The organism is Hyphomicrobium sulfonivorans (genome assembly GCF_013306565.1).
Classification (GTDB): domain Bacteria; phylum Pseudomonadota; class Alphaproteobacteria; order Rhizobiales; family Hyphomicrobiaceae; genus Hyphomicrobium_A; species Hyphomicrobium_A sulfonivorans.
In genome coordinates this window covers 349,140-368,433 of sequence record NZ_PZPO01000001.1, presented here as the reverse complement: position 1 = coordinate 368,433, position 19,294 = coordinate 349,140, and the positions used below count along the sequence as shown (strand labels likewise).

Sequence of the window (19,294 nt, the reverse complement as noted above, 5' to 3'; positions counted from 1 at the left end):
CGTTGTCTAAAAATCGAAGGATCGAAATATTTCGACGTTCCGCCGTGACTTGGTGGTTCGTCTATCAAGTGCGTCGATGAAATCGGAGTAATGGAGAAACCGATGCCTCTGCAAATCGTTAGGGCTTTTAAGCATCGAATTTAGTCGGTGCACCCGCTGAGATAAATTCGAGGTTTCCGTGCTTTCTTCTGCTGTCGACCGTTCCGCCGCTACCGTCGCCGAAGAACTTTCTGACCGTTTGCGCCTGTTGCACAGGCTCAAATCAAGCCGGCGACTGTCGCAACTGCTAGCGGCGCCGCTGAGCGATGAAGATCAGGTCGTGCAGCCCATGGACGACGCTAGCCCGACGAAGTGGCATCTGGCGCACACGACGTGGTTCTACGAGACATTTCTGCTGAAGCCGCATTTGCCAGATTATCGCGAATACTCGCCGGATTTCGCTTACTGCTTCAACTCGTATTACGAGAGTCACGGCAAGCGTCAGGCGCGCAGCCAGCGTGGCCTGCTGACGCGACCGTCAGTGGATGAGGTGCGCGGCTATCGTGCCCACGTCGATGCGGCGCTGGAGCAAATGTTCGTCAGCGGTTTTATCAATGATGGCTTGGATGGGCTGGCCGCTATCGTTGAGCTTGGCATCAACCACGAGCAACAGCATCAGGAGTTGCTGTTGACGGATATACTCAGCCTTTTCGACGCCCAGCCATTACATCCGGCATATCGTACGCCAGCGCCGTATCGCGATCAGCCCCGTCGTGACGGGGACGCGACTTTCATTGAATTTCCCGGCGGTATTTTTCCCGTCGGGTTTTCCGGAACCGGCTTCTGCTACGACAACGAAGAGCCGCGTCACGATGCGCTTCTGCAACCCTTTCGCCTTGCGCACCGTTGCGTGACAAATGCCGAATGGTTGGCATTCATGGACGACGGCGGCTATCGCGATCCGCTGCTGTGGCTGGCGGACGGATGGAGCGCGATCAACGCCAACGGATGGGATGCGCCCGGATATTGGCATCAGCGCGATGGCGTTTGGCATCAGATGACACTTGAAGGTCTGGTGCCGGTGAATCTGGCGGCTCCGGTTGCGCACGTTAGTTATTACGAAGCCAATGCCTTCGCCAACTGGGCTGGCAAGCGGCTTCCGACCGAGTTCGAGTGGGAGATTGCAAGCACAGGGATAGCCGCGGCGGGCAACGACCTCGGCACCGGGCTCATGCGGCCCCAACCTGCTGCTGACGGATCTGATGGCGAACTCACCCAGATGTTTGGCGATGTGTGGGAGTGGACGTCGAGCGCGTATCTTCCCTATCCGGGCTATCGCGCCGCGCCGGGTGCACTGGGCGAATACAACGGCAAGTTCATGGTCAGTCAGAACGTGCTGCGCGGCGGCTCCTGCGTGACGCCGCCGGGTCACATCCGCCGGACATACCGGAACTTCTTTTATCCGCATCAGAGATGGCAGTTCAGCGGGGTTCGTTTGGCGGAGGACGCGGCATGAGCGAAGTAAGTAAGAAATCAGCAGCAAGACGCGCCCCGGATTTCAACCGAGACAGGTCGGCACCGTCATTACCCGAGCAGAGTTTTTTTGGCGCGTGGTTCACCTCGGAGCGCGACAGGGCAGGACGGAGCAGTCGCAGCGGATCGCGCTCAGCTTTTTGCGGTTCCATGGAGCAAAGTGCACGACCTCACGGCCGAGCTGACCCTGCTGCCATCGGTTCCGACTTTTCCGAGGCGTTGATTGCCGGACTTTCAGCGCCGCAAAAATCTATTCCGAGCCGATTTTTATATGATGCGGCGGGCAGTGCTCTGTTCGAGAAGATAACGACGCTGCCGGAATACTATCCGACCCGCACCGAGACAGATATTTTACGGCATCAGGCGGAGGAGATCGCGGCCATCGTTCCCGCAGGCGCGGTGCTGGTTGAGTTTGGTTCAGGCTCCAGCACCAAGACCGAACTTCTGTTGGAACGCATGGATAAGTTGCACGCCTACGTTCCAATAGACATCAGCTCCGCTGCCTTGCGGGATGCAAAGGCGCGCATCGCGGAGCGGTTTCCCGAGTTGCTCGTGATGCCGATCGAGGCTGATTTCGCGCAACCGATAGTCATGCCGCCGGAATTTTCTGCAAGGCCGCTGTTTGGCTTCTTTCCTGGCTCGACGATTGGGAACTTGCGTCCAGTCGATGCTGTTGCGCTGCTGGCCAGCATGCGCCGGACATTAGGTCCGGACGCGCACCTGATTATCGGAGCCGATCTGAAGAAGAATGTCCGCCGGCTCCTTGCCGCCTATGACGACGCGGATGGTGTTACGGCTGCTTTCAATCTCAATCTGCTGGTGCGTGCCAATCGCGAGCGGGGCGCCAATTTCAAGCTCGATCAGTTCAAGCATTCGGCCACCTACGATATGCGCAACGGCAGGATCGATATGCATCTCGTCAGTCTGCGGGAGCAGTGGGTGGACGTCGGCGGGCATCGCTTCCATTTCGATGCCGGCGAGCAGATTCACACCGAGCATTCGCATAAGTACGAGATCGAAGGCTTCCATACGCTTGTCAGTGAGGCAGGCTGGCGACCGCAGGTGGTGTGGACCGATGCCGAGCGCCTGTTCAGTGTTCATGTGCTGATTGCGGACGTGTGAAAGATAGCCGTCGCCTTGCGAATTGGGCTACAAGCGCGTCATGGCATGGCAAAAGGGCGGCCCCGGCGCGCGGCGCGGATACCATCACGGGAATCTGCGTGAAGCATTGATCGCCGCGGCACTTGAATTGATCTCCAAGAAAGGGCCGGCGGGCTTCACGTTCGCCGATGCCGCGCGTGCGGCCGGCGTCAGCCCCGCAGCACCCTACCGCCATTACCGCGATCGCGATGCACTGCTGGCCGACATCGCTCGCCGTGGCTTCGATGCATTTGCGGATGCGCTGGCGAAAGCCTGGAATGACGGCAAACCCACGCCCAGAGCAGCCTTTGAGCGTGTCGGGCGGGCGTATCTGGACTTTGCAGCCAAGGAGCCGGCGCAGTTTTCCGCGATGTTCGAATCCGGTTTGCCTATGGGCGATCATCCGGAGGTGCGAGAGGCGGGCGAGCGCGCGTTCGCCGTGTTGCGTCAGGCTTGCGATGCATTGGCTGCAACGTTGCCGCCTGCCAAGCGGCCGCCGTCGCTGATGATGGCGCTGCACATCTGGTCGCTCAGTCACGGCATCGCTGCGCTGTTCAGTCGTGGCGATGCTGCGCGTCGTCCGATACCGATGTCGGCGGAAGATCTTCTTGAAGCTGCTGTGCTGATCTATCTCGATGGTCTCGGCGTCACGTCGGACAAGTAGTGCGTTGCGCGTTGTTCGAGTGCGCATTCATCGTGCGTTGCGTGTGTTGTGCGCGATGAGTTTGCGCACAGCATGCAAACGCTTAATGCATAGCTGTTGAAACCGATGTATACGTGAGGCGGCATCGCGCGCGAGTAGTGGTGCGCATGTAGTTAGCAAAGACGGGTTTCAATCATGGCAGCGAACGAGAAGACCTCACCGGCAGTTGCGCGTATTGCAGCGAAGGGCATCAAGGCTCCCGGTACTCTCACACACAGCGAGATCAAGAAGCTTGCGGCTTCAGCTCTCACGCAGGCAGCGGATGCTCCGAAGAAAGAGCCGGCCAAGAAGAAGGCCGTGCGCAAGGTTGCTTCCAAGCCGATCAAGGCCAAGCCTGTGAAGGCGAAGGCAGTGGCAGCAAAGACGACTGCTACGGCGAAGAAGGGTGCAGCCAAGAAGGCTGTGAAGAAGCGCGTCCCGGCAAAGAAGCGCTGACGCGCCGAGACGAATGTTCAGCGTTCGTCGTGCGGTACTGATCCGGTTACCGCGATCTCATGCATCCGACGGGCGAGATTAGCCCTCACGACGTTTCTCCCGTCGGTCGCATGGCGCAGCTAGGGTGATCATCCTAAGTCACGAGCGCTGAGCCACGAGCCGGATGGGTGTCGCCGCCGCAAGTTGGGAAGGCGTCGCGGCTGGCAAGTGTGGTCGCCAGTCCTCGCAGGACTTCAGTGCGGCCACGGCCTAGTTCGGCAGAAAATTGCTGCCAGCGTTTCAATGCGCGCGCGCTGTTGAAGTGTCGACGCCCGCTCAGACGTGCGATCCGCCATTCGCGCCGCGTCACGGTCGGGCATGAATGCGCATTGATGCGGTGCGCATCGACTTTATTTCGCGAAAATTCCACCTACATCTTAGCTGAGTGCGGATCGCCCTTCGCCGTTCTGCGCGTGCAGAGCTGCGGTTAATCGGATGCGGGCAGCCCGCGTGGCTGCATGTGTGGCGCTGCAATCAACTGTGCGGCGTGTCCGCGCAGCCCTACTAGCGCGTGAAAAGTCTGTGCGATCAGCGTTCGGATTTTCCCGGTCCACCTCTTGACGGCTGCCGATCAGAATGCCACGTATGTAAATGTGATAAACATTCACATACGGAGTGACCTGCTATGAATGGGCTTGTTGCGACGCTCGACGACTACGGCAAACCGGCATGGATTGGGGCCATGGTTGTGGGCTTCATCGTGTTCTGGCCCGTGGGTCTCGCAATTCTCGCCTACCTATACTGGAGTGGACGCATGGGATGTGGTGGACGGATGAGCGGCTTCGGCCGTTGGCGGCGTGGCACCGGCGATCGCTGGGACCGCACTGTTGAGCGCTGGGGCCAGGAGCTGCGCGGCGCCCCTTCGAGCGGCAATGCCGCGTTCGATGAGTATCGCGAGGAAACGATCCGCCGGCTGCAGGACGAGCAGCGCGAGTTTCAGGAGTTTCTGGAGCGGCTGCGCAAGGCGAAGGACAAGGCCGAGTTCGATCAGTTCATGTCCGAACGGCGCGCGCGCCCCGCTTCCGGTGCTACGGGTGAAGGCCCGGTCGCAACCGCCTGACGTAATCGTTCATCGCGCCTTCTGCGCTCACGAGCAAACATTGAAGCCAGGGCATGTGCCCTGGCTTTTTGTTTTGGCACCACGCACCGCGCAGTGCGTGGGTTGCTCCGTCGTCATGGCGTGCCGAAACCACCGCCAGTCGGCGTAGAAATGATGATGGCCTCGCCCGGCTCCAGCACGGTTTCCGCGCAACCGCCGATGTCTTCCATGCTGCCATCGTCGCGACGCACCGCGTTGCTGCCACGCGCTCCCGCTGCGCCACCATCAAGTCCGAACGGGTGCACTTTGCGATAGCCGGAAAGGATGGCGCAATGCATCCGCTCCAGAAATCGAATAACGCGCCGGGTGCCATCGCCGCTGTGCCATCGACCTTTGCCGCCTGACCCGCGCCGGATGGAAAACTCCTCCAGCAGCACGGGATAGCGCAGCTCCAGAATTTCCGGATCGGTCAGCCGCGTGTTGGTCATGTGGACGTGCACCGCGGCCGCACCGTCGAAGCCTGGTCCGGCAGGGGCACCCGAGCAGAGCGTCTCATAATACTGCACGCGGTCGTTACCAAAGGTCAGATTATTCATTGTCCCTTGCGATGAGCCGAGTGCGTTCAGCGCGCCGAACAGCGCATTGGTTACGATCTGGCTGGTCTCGACGTTGCCCGCGACGACTGCAGCGGGATAGATCGGCCTCAGCATCGAGCCTTCGGGAATGATAATCTTGATCGGCTTCAAGCATCCCGCGTTCATCGGTATTGGTTCGTCCACCATCACGCGGAAGGTGTAAAGCACAGCCGCGCGCGTCACCGGTTCAGGCGCGTTGAAGTTGTTGGGCTGCTGCGCGCTGGTGCCGGTGAAGTCCACCGTGGCGCTGCGGCTTTCGCGGTCGACGGTTATGCGCACTTCCACCGCTGTTCCCTGATCGGTATCGACGCGGAAGTGGCCATCGTCCAGCTTCGCGAGCAGTCGGCGCACCGCTTCTTCGGCGTTGTCCTGCACATGGCGCATGTAGGCGCTCACGACATCCAGACCGAAGTGCTTCACCATCCGCCGCAGTTCCGCCTCGCCCTTGGCATTGGCGGCGATCTGAGCCTTCAGGTCGGCGATGTTTTTGTCCGGTCTGCGCGCGGGATATTTGCCGCCGGATAGCAGTGCGCGCGTTTCATCCTCCAGGAACCGCCCGCGATCGACCAGATGGAAGTTGTCGATCAGCACGCCCTCTTCTTGGATGGTGGTGGCACGCGGCGTCATCGATCCCGGTGTCAGTCCGCCAATATCCTCATGGTGACCGCGACTGGCGACGTAGAACACCACACGCGTGCCGGCCTCATCGAACACCGGCGTGATGACGGTAATGTCGGGCAGATGCGTGCCGCCATTATAAGGCGCGTTGAGCATGTAGGCATCGCCGGGGCGCATCTCGCCGGAGCGCGCGCGGATGATGGTTTCAACCGAGCGATCCATCGACCCCAGATGCACCGGCAGATGCGGTGCGTTGGCCACCAGTGCGCCATTGGCGTCAAACACCGCGCACGAGAAATCCAGCCGCTCCTTGATGTTCACCGACTGGGCGGTGTTTCGCAGCGCTTCGCCCATCTGCTCGGCAATCGCCATGAACAGATTGTTGAACACTTCAAGCAGGATCGGATCAGCCTTGTCGCTCAGCATTTCGCGGTTGCGTGGCTCGATGCGCGTCAACACGATGTCGTTATCGCCGCTGATCCACAGGCTCCAGCCCGCCTCTACAACCACGGTCTGGTTCGGCTCGATTACCAGCGCCGGGCCATCAATCGTATGTCCGGGAGCCAGATCACCGCGCATGTAAACCGGCGCATCGTGCCACTGCGTGCGCGAATAAAAGCGCGTTGTCTCGCGGGGCTGGGGCACGCGGCGATCGGTTCCCGGCTTCAAGTTAGCGTCATTGGAAACTGATGGCGCAACCGCCATTGTTTCATCGGTGCCGGTTGCGGCCACTTCGATCGCCGCAACGAAAATCGGCTTCTCGGGCGATACGAATCCGAAGCGCTGGCGGTGCAGGGCTTCGAAATCGCGGAGCATGAAGCCGGGCTCGGAAAGCTGAACGGCCAGCGCAGTATCGGTGCCCTGATAGCGCAGATGGACAAAGCTATCGATGGCTATGGCGTCGTGCTCGACACCTTCATCGAGCAGTTCTTCGGTTGCCGCGCTGCCGAGTTCGTAGGCGAGATTTTCCAGCCGATGCATGGTCTCGCTGTTGAGCGGCGCCTCAATTGACTGCTCGCGGCTTGCCCGCTGCGGTGCCAGACCCATGCCGTATGCGGAAAGCAGGCCGGATAGCGGATGGATCAGCACCGTATCGATGCCGAGCGTGTCCGCGATCAGACATGCATGTTGCCCGCCCGCCGATCCGAAACAGTTGAGCGCGTATTCCGTCACATCGTAGCCGCGCTCCACCGAGATCTTCTTGATCGCGTTGGCCATGTTCTCGACCGCTATGCGGATAGCGCCGTCGGCAATTTCTTCGGCGCTGCAGCCATCGCCAACCTCGCGCGCCAGTTCGCTGAAGGCTGCGCGCACCGCGTCCGTTGCAAGCGGCTGGTCGCTGTCGGGGCCGAAGATGGCGGGGAAGAACTGCGGGTTGAGCTTGCCCAACATCACGTTGGCGTCCGTGACGGTCAGCGGACCGCCGCGCCGATAGCACTTGGGGCCGGGATTGGCGCCGGCGCTTTCGGGACCGACGCGAAAGCGCATGCCATCAAACGAGATGATCGATCCGCCGCCTGCCGCCACCGTATGCACGCGTAGCATCGGCACCGAAAGACGCACGCCCGCGATCTGGGTTTCGAATGTGCGCTCATAGTCACCGGCAAAGTGCGCGACGTCCGTAGACGTGCCGCCCATGTCAAAGCCGATAAGTTTTTCGAAGTTCGCGCGCCGTCCGGTTTCCGCCATGCCAACGACGCCGCCAGCGGGGCCGGACAGAATGGCGTCGCGGCCGCGAAATGTTTCCGCAGCCTTCAGTCCGCCGGAAGAGGCCATGAACAAAACGCGCGGAGCTTCGTTAAGCGCGCCGGAATTTCCGCCCGTGAGCGCGCCTGCAACGCGATCAACGTAACGTCGCAGAACCGGCGAAAGATAAGCGTCCGCCACCGTCGTGTCGCCGCGCGGAACAATCTTGATGAGCGGCGCAATTTCGTGACTGACGGAAACCTGGCCGAACCCAAGTTCACGCGCCAGCTTGGCGGCCTGCTGTTCGTGCTCGGGATGCGCATAGGCATGCATGAGCACGATGGCGACAGAGTCGATGCCGTCAGCCCTCGCTTGCGACAGCGAGTGCAGTAGCGCTTCAGCGTCCAGCGGACGTTCGACCGTGCCATCGGCCCGCACGCGCTCGTCGGCTTCGATAACGCGAGTATAGAGCATCTCCGGCTTTACGATCTGGCGGGCGAAAATGTCGGGCCGCGCCTGCGTGCCGATTTCAAGCTGGTCGGCCAGACCGCGCGTGATCACCAGCACAGTCGCATCGCCTTTGCGTTCCAGCAGCGCGTTGGTCGCCACAGTGGTGCCCATCTTCACCGCGCCGATGCGCTGGGTGGGCAGAGGAGCACCGGGCGTGACGTCAAGAAAGCGCCGGATCGCTTCAAGCGCGGCGTCTTCGTAAGCTTCCGGGTTCTCGGACAGCAACTTCAGCGCCTTAAGGTTGCCATCAGGTGAGCGGGCGACCACGTCCGTGAATGTACCACCACGGTCGATGAAGAAATGCCACTTGCCGCCGCCTATTTGCCCCGCCATGCGCCTTCCATCCGGTTGTGTTCCTGTCTGAGCTATCGACCGCGCAGGGGTGCGTCAACCGTGCACGTTCACGGGGCTTTGACCACGTAAACTTCCGCTAAATGCCGCACGTTCACCTTAGCTGCCGCTGCGAAGACATCGGCGTGCTTCAAGTGGCGTGCGAATGCCGATAAGGAAATGCCATGCCTTGGAAAGCGATATCGCACGCGATTGGTTTTGACACGGGCCGCACCTCGGTGCTGGACGCCATCGGCGCGTGGTGGGAACGGCTGCGCCGCGAGCTGGCCGCGCACCGCACGCCGGGTTATCGCACCGTTGCATTCACGATCGCGGTGACCACGCTGGCCGCGAAGATGGCGAAGGCGGATGGCGTTGCTCTGCCGATTGAGGAGCGCGCGTTTGAGCGGGTGTTCGACATCCCCAAGGGCGAAGAGGAAAACTTCCGCCGTCTGTATGATCTCGCCGCTCAAGACATCGCCGGGTTTGAAGTGTACGCCAGCAAGATCGCGTCGCTGCTGGCTGACGAGCCGGAGATGCTGAATGCGCTGCTTGAGTGCCTGTTCCATGTGGCGGCGGCGGACGGCATCCTGCATCCCGATGAAGATCTGTTTCTACGGATCGTGGCTGATAAGTTCGGCCTCAGCCGGGCGGAGTTTCTTTCCATTCGCGCCGGGTTCATCAATGACCCGTGCAGCCCGTATCAGATCCTGGGCGTGATGCCTTCGTTGTCCGATGAAGATCTCAAGCTGCGCCACCGTGAGTTGGTGCGCGAGCATCACCCTGACAAGCTGGCGATGACGGGCGTGCCGCCGGAATTGCGTTGCGCCGCCACGCGCCGGCTGGCCGCCATCAATGCCGCGTATGATCAGATCAAGGCTGAACGGGCGACGGAGCGGCAGAGGTTGGGTCGACTGAATGAAGCTTGAGGCGAAACTTGAGCCGGATTCCGCTTTGGTGCACGCGGTGCATGCATCGCCCAATTTTGAGGAGCGCCGCAACGGCTGGCCGCCGAGCATGGTCATCCTGCACTACACGGGCATGACTTCCGCGGAGGGCGCAATCGACTGGCTGGCCAATCCTGAGAGCGGCGTATCGTGTCATTACGTCGTCGATGAAGCCGGCATCATTACACAGATGGTGGCAGAGCATGCCCGCGCCTGGCACGCGGGGGCGTCCCGCTGGTACGGCGAATGCGATGTCAATTCGATGTCCATCGGCATCGAGATCCAGAACCCCGGCCACGAACGCGGCTATCCTGATTTTCCACCACCGCAGATGCATGCAGTGGCGGCGCTGTGCCGGGATATCAGCAGCCGCAATCGCATTGTGCCGCAGCGTTTCCTGGGCCATTCCGACATCGCCCCCGGCCGCAAGATTGATCCGGGCGAGAAGTTCGACTGGGCGTATCTGGCGCGCGGTGGCGTTGGCCACTGGGTGACGCCGTCGCTGGATTTAAGTGCGCCGTGCAGCGGTGACGAAGCTGCAATGCTGGCAGAAGCGTTGGAGCTGCTGCGTGCGTATGGCTATGGCATCGACAATCCGGGCCGTGAGGATTGGCCGAAAGTGTTGATCCGCTCTTTCCAGATGCACTTCCGCCCCGCGCGCGCCGATGGACTGATCGATGCGGGCACTCTCGACACGTTGCGCCGCCTCGTTGACGCGCTACCTGAACCGGTCATCGCCTGACGCTCGTCGCCACTGATCGCCTATAAATTGATTTCAGATTCCACCGTTCGCTGAATGTTAGCGGGCCGCGTCAGCAAGGGCACGCGAATCGGCTAGGGATGTCCCATCCTAGGTTGCATATATTCTTTGGGGCGGTTCCGAGCACTGGTCGCCGCGCGGCACCAATCCACCAGCGTGGGTTAGGCATCGTTTACCCGGGTGCATTATTGAAACGGTATGCCGCTCAGCGCGTTCTCAGGTGGGAAGCGATGTGCGCGCCGGGTGCGATGCGCCATCGCGCCGTTGGAAATGAAATCAGGAGAAGTAGTCTATGCAGCGTTCCCTCACGCTCGCAGCCGCAGCTGTTATCGGTCTCGTTTCGGCCGGCACGGTGGCAACCGCCGCCGACTTCGGACGCGCGCCGCCGCCGGAATACTATGCGCAGGCCCCGGAATATTACGCGCCGGCTCCCGCTGAATACGTAGTGGTGCCGCAGATCAGCCCGCGCTGCATGCGCTGGACCAACCGTTGCGATCGTCGCTGGGGCATGGGCTCGCCGCGCTTTGCCCGCTGCATGTGGCGCCACGGCTGTTGATATCTCTGTTCCGGCAGGATCAACGCAACGGGCGATCGCGATGGGAGCCAACTAGGCCCTCATTTTGCGATCGCCCGTTGTTTTTTTAGACGTCGCTCGCATTGCCGATCGCAACGCTGCGCTTGTATCAAGCGCGCTCGGCGGCAGTCGCTTTCGGTCAGCCTGACTTGCGCAGAAATTTGCGGAACGCTTCCAGCGTCGGCTCGCTCACATGGTGCTCGATGCCCTCGGAGTCGGCTTCGGCGGTATCGGCATCGACCCCCAATGCGAGCAGGAAATCACGCACGGTGTGATGCCGCTCGCGGGACGTCTCAGCCAGCGTACGGCCTTTTTCCGTAAGAAATATCGAACGGTAGGGCTGACTGGTCACCAGTCCGTCGCGCTGCAGGCGCTGGATGGTGTTGTTCACCGTCGCTTTTGTGACGCCTAGCCGCTCGGATAAATCCACGACCCTTGCCTCGCCGGTCTCTTCGATCAGATCCGCGACGAGCTCAACGTAATCCTCCGCGACCTCCGTCTGATGCGCATCGCGCACGCGTCTGAATTGCTCAGCGCGGCGCTGGGCATCGCGCGCCCGGCCCCTGGCGGTGTCCATCTCGTCTCCCATCCGCTGCCCTCGACGCGGATCCTACCTCAAGCCTCCGTTGACATCAAAGTTAGTCGCGGCTAACTAAAAGTTAGTAGAAGCTAAATTTGTACCGTGTGGCCAACTAAGTCAGCCAAAATTTAGGCTGAATCAACGGGGGACGAGCGACGATGAGAAAAGCTGTGTTCTGTTTTGTTGTTGCATTGGGAAGCGCGGGTATCAGTGAGGGAGCCGCCGCTGACGACAAAAGCGGCTACAACCTTTTCAACCCGACGCCGACGCGTTTGATGCGTGACATGACAACCGATCGGCCGGACATGACGGAAACCCCGTTCACGGTCGATGCCGGTCACGTCCAGATCGAAACCACCCTTTTTGGATTCGGCCGCTCGCATGCCGATGAGACCGGTGGTGAGATGGATACCTACGAGTTTTTCAACGCCAACGTGCGCATCGGCCTCTCGAATAGCACGGAGATAAACTTCGTCTGGCAGCCGCACGGCAAAACCCATTATCGGCAGCCGGGCCTTGCAACCGAGCGCGCATCCGGCGTTGGCGGCTTCGATATTCGCGGCAAGGTCAATCTGTGGGGCAACGACAACGCTGCGGAAATCGGATCGGCGCTCGCTCTGTTGCCGTACATCACACTGCCGACCAACGATAACAACGGCATCAGCCCGAAGCACGTTGAGGGCGGCCTCATCGTTCCGCTGGCTATCGAGCTGCCGAACAATTTCGGTCTCGGCATCAACGGCGGCGTATCCTGGGTGCGCGGAGACATCAGCGGCAAATACGAAGCCGGCTATGTCACCACTGCTGCGCTGGCGTATGAATGGACCGAGAAGTTCGGCACCTACTACGAGATCGCGGCGAGCTTCGGCGCTTTGGCGCCCGGCGGCACGGCGCTCGTGCTCGCCACCGGTCTCACGTATGCGATAAACGGCAATCTGCAGCTCGATGCCGGCATAAACGTCGGCGTCACGGATACGGCGGATCGTTTCAATCCATTTATCGGTTTATCGCAGCGCTTCTGAAACGTCAGTCGCGTTGCGGCCAACAGCTGCACACGGATTGCATCCGTCAACGGTCTGGGCATTCTCAATCGACGGTAAATTTGGCCATCGGAGCGTGCAGTAACGCGGATTAAGCGGCTGGCTGAAGCGGCTTGAACGGGTAGACGTTTGCCAGCCCGCTTAAGAAGGTTCGCGGATGGCAAGCACCGAGCCGATCCGGTGCCCTTCCAGCTCCAGAACTTCAAAGCGCCAGCCTTCCCAGTTGAAGCTTTCGCCCACCTCCGGAATGGTGCCGACCTTCGCCAGCACGAAGCCGCCAAGCGTGGTGTAGTCCTCCGCCTCCGCCTGCATGCCAATCACGTCCAGCGTGCGCTCGGCGTCATCGATGGAAAGACGGCCGTCGAGCACCCAGGCACCATCGGCGCGCTGGCGGGCCTTGAGCGCGTCATTGCCAACGGTGTCCGGCAGGCCGCCGGCAATCATCGCCAGAATGTCGGTCGGCGTGACGATGCCTTCGAAGGTGCCGTATTCGTCGACCAGGATCGCCATGTGCACGGGCGAGGTCTTGAAGTGCTCCAGCAGCTTCAGCACCGGCATGTCTTCCGACACATAGACCGGTTCCTTCGTCACGGCGGCGATATCGAAGGCGGCAGGGTCCTTCGCCACCTGCAACAGCAGATCCTTCGAATGCACGACACCGACGATGGTGTCGACATCCTCACGGCAGACCGGAAATTTCGAGCGGTCGCTCTGCTTGATCTCGGCGAGGATGGTGTCAGGGCTGTCGTTTGCGTCCAGCCAGACAACATCGACGCGGGGCACCATGATGGATCGCACCGGCCGTTGCGCGACGGTGAGCACGCGTTCGATCATCACGCGCTCTTCCGAGCTGAACACCGTCTCGTCGCCAGCCGTGGAAATGATGGCAGCAACTTCTTCCGATGCCTGCGGGTCGCCGCCGCCGCGTAGAATGCGCACCACAGCCTGCGCAGTGCGCACGCGCAGGTCGGTCGTCGTTACGCGTTTCACGACGTTGCGGCGGCCAACCTGATTGGCGGCCTCGATGAGGATCGAGAAGCCAATCGCGGCGTAGAGATAACCCTTCGGAATGTGAATGCCGAAGCCTTCGACGATCAGGCTGAAGCCGATCATCAGCAGGAAGCCGAGGCAGAGGATCACCACGGTGGGGTGACGATTGACGAAGCGCGTCAGCGGACCGCTGGCTAGCATCATCACGCCAATGGCGATCGTCACCGCGATCACCATAACGGCGATCTCGTTGACCATGCCGACGGCGGTGATGACGCTGTCGATCGAGAACACCGCGTCGAGCACGACGATCTGTGCGATGACGTGCCAGAAAATGGCGTACTGGCCGGTGCTGACCTTCTCGGCGTGGCCGCCCTCAAGCCGCTCGTGCAGCTCCATCGTGCCTTTGAACAGCAGGAACGTGCCGCCGAGTATCAGGATGATGTCGCGCCAGGATATTTCAGCGCCGAGCACGGTGAACAGCGGATAGGTGAGCGTGACGATCCACGCGACCGACCCTAGCAGGGCGAGGCGCATCACCAGTGCCAGCGACAGGCCGATAATGCGCGCGCGTTCGCGCTGCTCGGGCGGCAGCTTATCGGCCAGGATGGCGATGAAGACGAGGTTATCTATTCCAAGGATGATTTCGAGCAGTACGAGCGTAGCAAGGCCTGCCCAGGCGGCAGGGTCGAGCATCCATTCGAAAAACACATCCATTCGACGGCCTCAGGGTGCCGCCGCCTTCTGATCAATTCGGGGAGGTGATTCCTGAACGCTCAGCAGCTCAATGTCGAGAAATTCTTTGAGGTGGCGCCCGGCGGATGGGGCGGGGCGATGCTGCAATAGCCGGCAGCTATTCACCTTGAGCGCGAGTGGTGCTCCTGCCGAGCGCCTTGAGGCGCGTGAGCGAAAAGAGCTGGTGCAGTAAAGTTGAAGTTGTCCTTAGCCCAAAGGGCTCAGGGAGCAAGGCGACCCGGCGCTTAGCGCCGCCCAAGCGGAGTGCCTTGAGGCGCGTGAGCTACGCTGGGTTGGTGTGGCGGCTGTGCGCAAGGAAAAAATGGTGGAGCCAAGCGGGATCGAACCGCTGACCTCTTGCATGCCATGCAAGCGCTCTCCCAGCTGAGCTATGGCCCCTTACCTTGGGAAGAACGGGAAAGAGTGTTTCCCGTTCGAGGGCGCTTCTCTAGGGCCTCTGTGCGAAACTTGCAAGAGACTATTTGGCGCCGTGTGGGTATCGCGTGAATTTGCGGCGAATCCAGTGTGATTTCGCCGCAAAGGAGCCCTCAGGACTCCTCTTCGCCGTCGACTGCGGCGCCGATAATGCCGGAAACGTCGCCGCCGTCTTCCTCTTCTTCTTCAAGGAAGGTCTCGTCAGCCACGTCATCGACTGCCTCATCGGCGTCGTCGGTATCGACATCCGCCAGTTCGTCGTCGGCATCGGCCTCAGTATCAGCCTCAAACTCGGCCTTCTTCACTTTGCGCTTCTCCTCCGGAACAACGGACGAGATGGGCACCGAAGAATGGGCGATCAGATACTTGGAACCGCAGATCGGGCAGACAATCGGGCTGCGATTGAGGTCGTAAAAGCGGGCGCTACAGTCGCCATTTTGGCAGGTGCGCTTGGTCCCGCGTTCTTTATTGGTCGCCATTGGAGCCAACCTTTGTGTGGGGGGATTTTTTCGCGGCATGCCACAGCCCTCCCCGGTTGTCAAAAGCAATCCGAGCTTGGCGGGCGGATGGCGTTGACACAAAGGCCGGCGGGCGGCTCTATCGCGGCGAGCTAACGTGCTTTTTCACCCCTTTCCGGAGCGCCGCCCGCTGTGACATCCCACGCCTCTTTAACGCCGCGTCCACTTACCGCGCATGTCGCTGGCCCCCTTAAGGGCTTGGTCAAGGTGCCGGGCGACAAGTCGATCTCCCATCGCGCGCTTATGTTCGGGGCACTGGCCCGAGGTGTCACGCGCATCCGTGGCCTGCTGGAATCGGAGGATGTGATCAACACCGCCAAGGCGCTGCAGGCGCTGGGCGCGCCGGTCGAGCAGGTGGGCGATGAGTGGCACGTCACCGGGCGCGGCATCGGTGGTCTCAGCCAGCCTGAAGGCCCGCTGGATTTCGGCAACTCTGGCACCGGCGCGCGGTTGATGCTGGGCATCATCGCCGGCAATGCCGTCACTGTGCAGATGGTGGGCGATCCGTCGCTCAGCAGCCGGCCGATGGGGCGGGTGCTGAAGCCGCTGGCGCAGATGGGCCTTGAGGTGGATGACGGTCGCGATCGCCTGCCGCTGACCGCGCACGGATCGGCGGAGCTGGTGCCGATTGAATACGTGCTGCCGGTGCCATCAGCGCAGGTGAAAAGCGCCGTGCTGCTGGCCGGTCTGCACACTGCCGGTGCAACGACGGTGGTGGAGAGCGAACCGACGCGCGATCACACCGAGCGCATGCTGGGTTATTTCGGTGCCGCGCCGGAAATCACCGACAAGGATGGCAAGCGTTACATCACGGTGCAGGGCGAGCCAGACCTTGCCGCGCGAGATCTCAGCGTGCCGGTTGACCCCAGTTCTGCCGCGTTTCTGGCCGCTGCGGCTGCGATCGTTCCGGGCTCTGACATCACGATCGAAGGATTGCTGATGAACCCCACACGCATCGGTTTCTATGAAACGCTGCGCGAAATGGGGGCTGATGTCACCTTCAGCAATCACCGCGATGAATGCGGCGAGGACGTCGCCGACATGCGCGTTCGTCATGCGCCGCTGCAGGGCATCAACGTGCCGGGCGAGCGTGCGCCGAGCATGATCGATGAGTATCCGATTCTGGCCGTTGTGGCGGCGTTCGCGGATGGCCGGACGGTGATGGAAGGGCTGGGCGAACTGAAGGTGAAGGAAAGCGATCGGCTGGCCGCGACCGTAGCGGGGCTGGTGGTCAACGGTGTCGATGCCGTGGCTGATGGCGATACGCTAATCGTTACAGGTGGTGACGGCGTGAAGGGCGGCGGCACCGTCAAAACTCATCTCGATCACCGCATGGCGATGGCATTTCTCACCATGGGCCTGGCCAGCCGCGAGCCGGTGACGGTCGACGACACAACGATGGTTGCCACAAGCTTTCCCGCTTTCATGCCGCTGATGCGCGGACTGGGTGCACGCTTTTCCGGCGAAGGGGCAGAGGCCTGATGATCATCGCCATTGATGGCCCGGCTGCGTCGGGCAAGGGGACGCTGGCGCGCCGTATCGCTGCCCATTGGGTGCTGCCATGCCTCGATACCGGGCTCTTATACCGGGCGGTGGCACGGGACGTGGTGGCGGCTTCATTCCGGCCTGCTGACCCGTGGGCAGCGCTTGCGGCGGCCCGGGGGCTCGATCTTGCAGGGCTTTCCGACCCTGATCTGCGCACGCCTGCGGCCGGCGATCTGGCGTCGATCGTGGCGCGCATCCCTCAGGTTCGCGCCGCATTGCTCTCCTATCAGCGCAATTTTGCCGCCCAGCCGGGTGGCGCGGTGCTGGATGGGCGGGACATCGGTACGGTGGTCTGTCCGGAAGCCGACGTTAAGATTTACGTAACCGCCTCCGCCGAGGTGCGGGCCGACCGGCGGCTTCGCGAATGTCTGGCGCGCGGCGAAAATGTCAGCTTTGAACATATCCTGGCGGATATTCTGCGCCGGGATGAGCGGGATTCGTCGCGGGATAATGCGCCAATGCGTCCGGCGCACGACGCCGACTTGCTCGATACTTCAGACTTAGATATAGAGGCGGCATTCGACGCCGCTGTCGGATTGATCAAGAGGAAGATCGGCCAGCAGGGTGCCTGAAACAGGCATCCAATTCTAAGCTGGCAGGGCATTGGCCCATCACAGCGGACCGGAAATCAAAAACAGCACCGGCAGGAGAACTGTCCGCTCGCGCACCGCGCGGGGGAGTTCTTTGGCCGTTTCGTCATCCGCGAGATGCATCGCCTGCGTCTCAACAGAATTTTATCAGGAGCCCTAAACGTATGTCCGAAGCCGTTTCCAAAGACCTCAACCCAACGCACGACGAGTTCGCGGCGCTGCTGGCTGAAAGCCTCGCGAAGGAAGATCTGTTTGAAGGCAGCGTCGTCAAGGGACGCATCGTTGGCATCGAGAAGGATCTCGCAGTCATCGACGTCGGCCTGAAGACCGAAGGCCGCGTGGCGCTGCGCGAGTTCTCGGTTGGCGGCAAGCCCGAGCTGAAGATCGGCGATGAGGTCGAGGTTTACCTGGAGCGCGTCGAGAATGCGCTCGGTGAAGCTGTCCTGTCGCGCGACAAGGCTCGCCGCGAGGAAAGCTGGACCCGCCTTGAGAAGCAGTTCGAGAAGAACGAGAAGGTTACGGGCGTCATCTTCAACAAGGTCAAGGGTGGCTTCACAGTCGACCTCGACGGCGCCGTTGCGTTCCTTCCGGGCTCGCAGGTCGACATCCGTCCGGTGCGCGACATCGGCCCGCTGATGCATCAGCCGCAGTCCTTCCAGATCCTGAAGATGGACCGCCGTCGCGGCAACATCGTCGTTTCGCGCCGCTCGGTGCTCGAAGAGACGCGTGCCGAACAGCGCGCCGACATCGTGGCCCGTCTGGAAGAAGGCCAGGTCATCGACGGTCTGGTCAAGAACATCACCGACTACGGTGCGTTCATCGACCTGGGCGGCATCGACGGCCTGCTGCACGTCACCGACATGGCATGGCGCCGTGTGAACCACCCGTCCGAGATCCTCAACGTTGGCGACACGGTGAAGGTGCAGATCATCCGCATCAACCCGGAAACGCAGCGTATCTCGCTGGGCATGAAGCAGCTGCAGGCTGATCCGTGGCTGGCCATCGAAGCCAAGTATCCGGTTGGCGCACGCGTCAACGGCACGGTGACGAACATCGCTGATTACGGTGCGTTCGTTGAGCTGGAGCCGGGCGTTGAAGGCCTGATCCACGTCTCGGAAATGAGCTGGACCAAGAAGAACATCCACCCAGGCAAGATCGTTTCGACGAGCCAGCAGGTGGACGTGCAGGTGCTTGAGGTCGACGCCAACAAGCGCCGTATCTCGCTTGGCCTGAAGCAGACCCAGGACAATCCGTGGGAAACCTTCCTGGCTGCCCATCCGAAGGGTTCGGAAGTTGAAGGCCCGATCCGCAACATCACCGAGTTCGGCCTGTTCATCGGCCTCGACGGTGGCGTTGACGGCATGGTCCATCTGTCCGACCTCGACTGGGCCAAGCCCGGCGATGAAGTCATCAAGGACTACAAAAAGGGCGACACCGTTAAGGCCATCGTGCTTGACGTTGACAGCCAGAAGGAGCGCATCTCGCTTGGCATCAAGCAGCTCGGCGGCGATCCGGTTGACGAGGTCTCCAAGTACAAGAAGGGCGACACCGTCACCTGTGAAGTTGTCGCTGTGCAGGAGAACGGCATCGAGGTGAAGACCGCCGATGGCGAACTGACCGCGTTCATCAAGCGCTCTGACCTGTCGCGTGACCGCTCCGAGCAGCGCCCTGAGCGCTTCAACGTTGGCGACAAGATCGACGCCTTCGTCACCAGCGCTGATAAGGCTGCACGCCGTCTGTCGCTGTCGATCAAGGCGCTCGAAATCGCTGAAGAGAAGCAGGCTGTGGCTCAGTACGGTTCGTCCGACTCGGGCGCTTCGCTGGGCGACATCTTCAAGGCTGCGATCCGCAAGCGTGAAGAGTCGGAAGAGGGCGACGAGGAAGAGACCAAGGAGTAATCCTTCTGTCTCTGGACCAGGAGAGGCGCCGCCGG

The 19,294-nt window shown here is 61.3% G+C and carries 16 protein-coding genes and 1 tRNA gene; 12 read left to right on the top strand and 5 right to left on the bottom strand.

Annotated elements, in window-relative coordinates:
* Window positions 1-178: 178 nt before the first annotated feature.
* The 5 genes from egtB (at window position 179) to C6Y62_RS01615 (ending at window position 4,889) form a co-directional block, all read left to right on the top strand.
* Window positions 179-1,495, top strand: a complete 1,317-nt coding sequence (egtB, locus tag C6Y62_RS01635) for an ergothioneine biosynthesis protein EgtB (RefSeq protein WP_173952528.1) — start codon at window positions 179-181, stop codon at window positions 1,493-1,495.
* A complete protein-coding gene (gene egtD, locus C6Y62_RS01630; protein ID WP_338074472.1) occupies window positions 1,453-2,634 on the top strand; it encodes an L-histidine N(alpha)-methyltransferase in 1,182 nt (393 codons plus the stop codon). Before egtB ends, egtD begins: the two co-directional genes overlap by 43 nt.
* A 40-nt stretch (window positions 2,635-2,674) precedes the next feature.
* A complete protein-coding gene (locus C6Y62_RS01625; protein ID WP_068460789.1) occupies window positions 2,675-3,316 on the top strand; it encodes a TetR/AcrR family transcriptional regulator in 642 nt (213 codons plus the stop codon).
* A 174-nt stretch (window positions 3,317-3,490) separates the two neighbouring features.
* Complete coding sequence (locus tag C6Y62_RS01620) at window positions 3,491-3,790, top strand: histone H1 (protein WP_173952527.1); 300 nt, start codon at window positions 3,491-3,493, stop codon at window positions 3,788-3,790.
* A gap of 664 nt (window positions 3,791-4,454) precedes the next feature.
* Window positions 4,455-4,889: a DUF2852 domain-containing protein gene (locus C6Y62_RS01615; protein WP_173952526.1), complete on the top strand. Its 435-nt coding sequence runs from the start codon at window positions 4,455-4,457 to the stop codon at window positions 4,887-4,889.
* A 113-nt stretch (window positions 4,890-5,002) separates the two neighbouring features.
* Here C6Y62_RS01615 and C6Y62_RS01610 read toward each other — a convergent pair whose 3' ends face one another.
* Complete coding sequence (locus tag C6Y62_RS01610; RefSeq protein WP_173952525.1) at window positions 5,003-8,650, bottom strand: hydantoinase B/oxoprolinase family protein; 3,648 nt, start codon at window positions 8,648-8,650, stop codon at window positions 5,003-5,005.
* 182 nt (window positions 8,651-8,832) lie between these two features.
* Between C6Y62_RS01610 and C6Y62_RS01605 the strand changes: the two genes are divergently transcribed.
* The 3 genes from C6Y62_RS01605 to C6Y62_RS01595 all read left to right on the top strand — a co-directional run bounded on the left by C6Y62_RS01605 (window position 8,833) and on the right by C6Y62_RS01595 (window position 10,910).
* Window positions 8,833-9,576, top strand: a complete 744-nt coding sequence (locus C6Y62_RS01605) for a J domain-containing protein (RefSeq protein ID WP_068460691.1) — start codon at window positions 8,833-8,835, stop codon at window positions 9,574-9,576.
* The gene (locus C6Y62_RS01600) at window positions 9,566-10,336 is read left to right on the top strand and encodes an N-acetylmuramoyl-L-alanine amidase (protein WP_173952524.1); all 771 of its coding nucleotides are present in this window, start codon (window positions 9,566-9,568) and stop codon (window positions 10,334-10,336) included. Before C6Y62_RS01605 ends, C6Y62_RS01600 begins: the two co-directional genes overlap by 11 nt.
* 310 nt (window positions 10,337-10,646) lie before the next feature.
* Complete coding sequence (locus C6Y62_RS01595; RefSeq protein WP_173952523.1) at window positions 10,647-10,910, top strand: glycosyl hydrolase family 5; 264 nt, start codon at window positions 10,647-10,649, stop codon at window positions 10,908-10,910.
* A gap of 157 nt (window positions 10,911-11,067) precedes the next feature.
* Here the strand turns inward: C6Y62_RS01595 and mntR are convergent, their stop codons facing one another.
* Entirely contained in the window at window positions 11,068-11,505 is a 438-nt protein-coding gene (gene mntR / locus C6Y62_RS01590; RefSeq protein ID WP_173952522.1) for a manganese-binding transcriptional regulator MntR, read from the bottom strand.
* Between the two features lie 161 nt (window positions 11,506-11,666).
* Here mntR and C6Y62_RS01585 point away from each other — a divergent pair, with 161 nt between their 5' ends.
* On the top strand, window positions 11,667-12,530 hold the full coding sequence (locus tag C6Y62_RS01585) for a transporter (RefSeq protein WP_173952521.1): 864 nt from the start codon (window positions 11,667-11,669) through the stop codon (window positions 12,528-12,530).
* A 159-nt stretch (window positions 12,531-12,689) separates the two neighbouring features.
* On the opposite strand, the gene C6Y62_RS01580 is transcribed toward C6Y62_RS01585, so the two are convergent.
* From C6Y62_RS01580 to C6Y62_RS01570, 3 genes are all read right to left on the bottom strand, one after another.
* Window positions 12,690-14,255 (bottom strand): TerC family protein, encoded by a 1,566-nt coding sequence (locus C6Y62_RS01580; RefSeq protein WP_198491321.1) that lies wholly within the window; start codon window positions 14,253-14,255, stop codon window positions 12,690-12,692.
* 341 nt (window positions 14,256-14,596) lie between these two features.
* Window positions 14,597-14,672, bottom strand: a tRNA-Ala gene (locus C6Y62_RS01575).
* A gap of 149 nt (window positions 14,673-14,821) precedes the next feature.
* A complete protein-coding gene (locus C6Y62_RS01570) occupies window positions 14,822-15,187 on the bottom strand; it encodes a TIGR02300 family protein (RefSeq protein ID WP_068460681.1) in 366 nt (121 codons plus the stop codon).
* A 171-nt stretch (window positions 15,188-15,358) separates the two neighbouring features.
* On the opposite strand from C6Y62_RS01570, the gene aroA reads away from it, so the two are divergent.
* From aroA to rpsA, 3 genes are all read left to right on the top strand, one after another.
* A complete protein-coding gene (gene aroA / locus C6Y62_RS01565) occupies window positions 15,359-16,708 on the top strand; it encodes a 3-phosphoshikimate 1-carboxyvinyltransferase (protein WP_173952520.1) in 1,350 nt (449 codons plus the stop codon).
* Window positions 16,708-17,343: a (d)CMP kinase gene (gene cmk / locus C6Y62_RS01560; protein WP_173952519.1), complete on the top strand. Its 636-nt coding sequence runs from the start codon at window positions 16,708-16,710 to the stop codon at window positions 17,341-17,343. The genes aroA and cmk overlap by 1 nt, the downstream gene beginning before the upstream one ends.
* A 182-nt stretch (window positions 17,344-17,525) precedes the next feature.
* A complete protein-coding gene (gene rpsA, locus C6Y62_RS01555) occupies window positions 17,526-19,259 on the top strand; it encodes a 30S ribosomal protein S1 (RefSeq protein ID WP_068460676.1) in 1,734 nt (577 codons plus the stop codon).
* Window positions 19,260-19,294 lie beyond the last annotated feature (35 nt).